Source organism: Protofrankia sp. CiT1, assembly GCF_917627335.1.
Classification (GTDB): Bacteria; Actinomycetota; Actinomycetes; order Frankiales; family Frankiaceae; genus Protofrankia.
The window spans coordinates 1-3221 of the sequence record NZ_CAKJTP010000269.1 but is presented as its reverse complement, the minus strand read 5'-3'; the positions used below and the strand labels follow the sequence as shown (position 1 = coordinate 3221).

The window sequence follows — 3221 nt, the reverse complement described above, 5'->3', positions numbered from 1 at the left end:
GATGCTACCGGCAGCATCAGCGAATATCCGGGCTGTTTTCCGGACTGGATGGACGTGCGCTATGGATGCGGCCGTCACCCGGGATGCTGCTCATTCAGGGACCGGCGCCCATCACGACGGGAATGCTGCCGCGCGGATACGCGCTCACCGCCGAACATGACGACCTCGACACGACCCTCGGTGGGCTGCGGGCCGGGCAGCGGGTGCGGTTCACCACCGTGGTCAACCCGACGAACCGGCCGACGCTCGTCAACGGGCAGAAAAACCGTGGCCGCAGGCCCATGCCCGAAGTGCAGCGCGACGACTGGATTCGGGGTTATCTCGCCCCGGCTGTCGTGGTCGAGCAGCTGTCCGGACAGGACATCGGCACAGCTCGGGGCAGGAAACAGGCAGGGCCGCCCATTTCACTGGTGTGGCATTGGTTCGCCGGTGAAGGCCTAGTCGTCGACCCTGTGGCGCTCGGCCGGTTCATGGTCTGCGGAGTGGGTCACGGGCGGGCATTCGGCTGCGGCCTGCTCGATGTCCGCGTGACCACGGAGCCAGATGGTCCGGTTCCGGCGCGGAGCTGCCCGGGGTGCGCCACGCGCATTCTTGTTCTCGGCGAGGTGGAGTGTCCGCGCTGCCATGTTGGCGTGACCGCCACGGATGGGCTGGCCGGGTTCACTATGGCGGCGTTCGACTGGTGGCGGCCGGTGCTGGACCGGCAGTGCATCACCAAGCGCGGGCTCCAGGATGAGGGGGAGGCTCGGAGCTGCATGGAGGCCGCCGTCGCCCGGAAAGCCCCGCCGGTGGGCGCTGGCGTGCCGACGGCGTGGCACTGCCTGTTGTGTGATCGCTGGCATTGGGGGTATGCGCAGCCGCACACGGTGACGGTCGGGCCGGCTGTGGCTGACGTGTTCCGCGCCCATGTCGCGGCGCAGCGTGAGGTCCGGTGGAATCGGGCCGATCGGAGCCTGCCGGAGGGCGCCCATCATGCCGCGGGTATGCGCCGGTGAGCGGGTATGCGTCTGGACCGCGCATGGTATGGGAGCTCGCCGAGAGGCCGGAGCCGGCCGCTGCCGCGCTTTTTTCCGCCGTTGAGGCGCCGTGCGCGATGTGCGGTGCGGTCGAATCCCGTACTGCCCCGACATCGAAGGCGATTGGCGGGAACTTCACCGATCAGTATCTTCTCGCCCGGCCGGATTCGGATCGGATCTGCGCTGGTTGCGTATGGATCTGCTCCGGGAAGCCGCCGGCTACTGTGCGGATGTGGACGGTGGTGGCTCGTCCGGATATGCACGCACCGCCGTCTGCCGGGAAATGCGTTCTGCCTACGGGTCGGCATGTGCATTACACGTCCCGGGCGGACATGCGGCATGTCGTCGCCACTCTCGCGGACCCGCCTGCTGGTCCGTGGCTGGCATCCGTCGCCGAGTCGGGGCAGAAGCACCACGTTCCCTACGCGCGGATCAACCACGGTGGTGGCCGGTGGACGGTGCGGATGGATCAGGTGGACATCGTGTCCACTCCTGATCGGTTTCGGAACGCGTTCGCCCGTGTTGTCGCCCTACGGCAGGCCGGGTTCACCTCGGCCGAGATAGAGAACGGCGCGCCGTCCGTCGTCCACCTGTCCGCTCCGGGCGGCATTGATCTGTGGCGCGCTCGTGGCGAGCGGCTCGCCGCGCTGCGCCGCTCCCCGCTTCTGCATCTCGCCTGCTTTCTCCCCAACAAGGAGCACATGGATGAGTACGCCAGCACCTATCCGACCTGATACGGCCCGCCTCGACGATCTATCCGTCCGGCTCCTCAGTGCCATGCTGGACAGCGCCAGCGTAGACGTGATCGGCGTAGCCAGCTGGTGGGACCGTGCCCGTACCGCGCTGGAGACTGGCGCCGCGGCGGCCGTGGACTATCCGTCCATGGTCTCGGCGATCGCCCGGAAGCTCCAGATCACCGGGGCGCTATACCCGGACGCTGCACGCACGGTCTCTGAGATCGGTGCGGAGCTGAACGCCAATCCGGGGCTACTGCCCGCGCTGCGGGGTCACTGCCGTCGCAACGCCGTCTATGTCGTCGCGCTCGCCCGTATTCAGCGGGAGAAGCGTAAGGCCGAGAAGAAGGCGGCGCATACGCCTGCCGCCCCCACTGCTATCACCGAGGAGATTGTGTTCTGATGGCCGCCATTCTTACGACCGCCGTACCGGACCGGGCGGCCGTTGACCTCGTAACCGCCCGGTTGCCGCTGCGCCTGGTCGCCCTCGACCCGATCCACCACGGTGCCGGGGTCTCGGGGAACACCACGCTCATCCGCAGGCAGACCGTCATCGCCGGTGACGGCACCCTCGCCGACGTCCCGTTCATCAGCGGGAACAGCGTCCGCCATCACCTACGGGCCGCGCTCGCCGAGCACGCCGTTCGCGTCCTGGAGGTGCCCGAGCACGGCCTAGCGAAACGGGTTGTTGACCTGCTGTGGTCGGGTGGCGCGTTGACCGAGACGGGTAACCAGATCGATCTGGAAGCCCAGCGGCGAATGGACGCGCTGGCGCCGATGGTGAGCCTGCTCGGCTACTCGGCAAGATCCGACATCGTGTCCGGGCCGTTGCGCGCGGACCATGTCCATGTGGTGTGCGCGCAGAACGCATGGCGCCTCCCGTCGGATCTTGCCGAGGTTCCGCACGCGCAGATGTGGGAGGGGCAGACGGCGGGCGAGGAGTTCGGCACCCGCCACGACGCCGCCCACAGCGCGGGCCGGTGGATTAGTCCGGAGGATGCCGTCACGATGCTCGACAAAACCACCCAGATGATCTACGACATGCAGGTGATCCGCCCCGGCACCCGGCTATGGGGCACGCTCTACCTCGACAACGCCACCCGCGCGCACGCCGACGCCCTCGCTGTCGCGGTCGATGAGGCATGGCCCCACGACGGTGACCGTCGAATCGCCCGACTCGGCGGCAAAACGGCGCAGGGATTTGGTCGCTGCCAGCTCGACGTGGACCTGTCCCCCCTCGGCGAGATCGCCGAAGCGCGGACCCGGCACGAGGATCTGCTTCGCGGACATCGCGACGCGATCCTCGAACTCCTCGCGGCAACGGTCGGCTGATGCTGCTGGATGGGTCGACTGCGACCGACACAACGAGTGACGCCGAATGGGAGCCGATACGGATCACCGCGGCCATGGCCGAACCGATCGCCGGATGGGACGCCCACCACGGCCATCTCGATGGGCCGCTGGCCTGGGG

Annotated in this window: 4 protein-coding genes; all 4 read left to right on the top strand. The window is 68.1% G+C overall.

Annotated features, from left to right (window positions below; genetic code table 11):
• A partial coding sequence (locus MJ785_RS21300) for a type I-E CRISPR-associated protein Cas6/Cse3/CasE (protein WP_239382608.1) occupies positions 1-995 on the top strand: 995 nt, incomplete at its 5' end.
• Positions 996-1324: 329 nt separating this feature from the next.
• A complete protein-coding gene (locus MJ785_RS21295) occupies positions 1325-1750 on the top strand; it encodes a hypothetical protein (protein WP_239382606.1) in 426 nt (141 codons plus the stop codon).
• Positions 1722-2153, top strand: a complete 432-nt coding sequence (locus MJ785_RS21290; RefSeq protein WP_239382604.1) for a hypothetical protein — start codon at positions 1722-1724, stop codon at positions 2151-2153. Before MJ785_RS21295 ends, MJ785_RS21290 begins: the two co-directional genes overlap by 29 nt.
• Positions 2153-3082 carry a hypothetical protein gene (locus MJ785_RS21285; RefSeq protein WP_239382601.1) on the top strand — a complete coding sequence of 310 codons (930 nt, stop codon included), beginning with the start codon at positions 2153-2155 and terminating at the stop codon, positions 3080-3082. Before MJ785_RS21290 ends, MJ785_RS21285 begins: the two co-directional genes overlap by 1 nt.
• Positions 3083-3221 lie beyond the last annotated feature (139 nt).

Coding starts and splice junctions, on each gene's coding strand:
- MJ785_RS21285 (WP_239382601.1), top strand. CDS start 2,153: ATGGCCGCCATTCTTACGACCGCCGTACCGGACCGGGCGGCCGTTGAC.
- MJ785_RS21290 (WP_239382604.1), top strand. CDS start 1,722: ATGAGTACGCCAGCACCTATCCGACCTGATACGGCCCGCCTCGACGAT.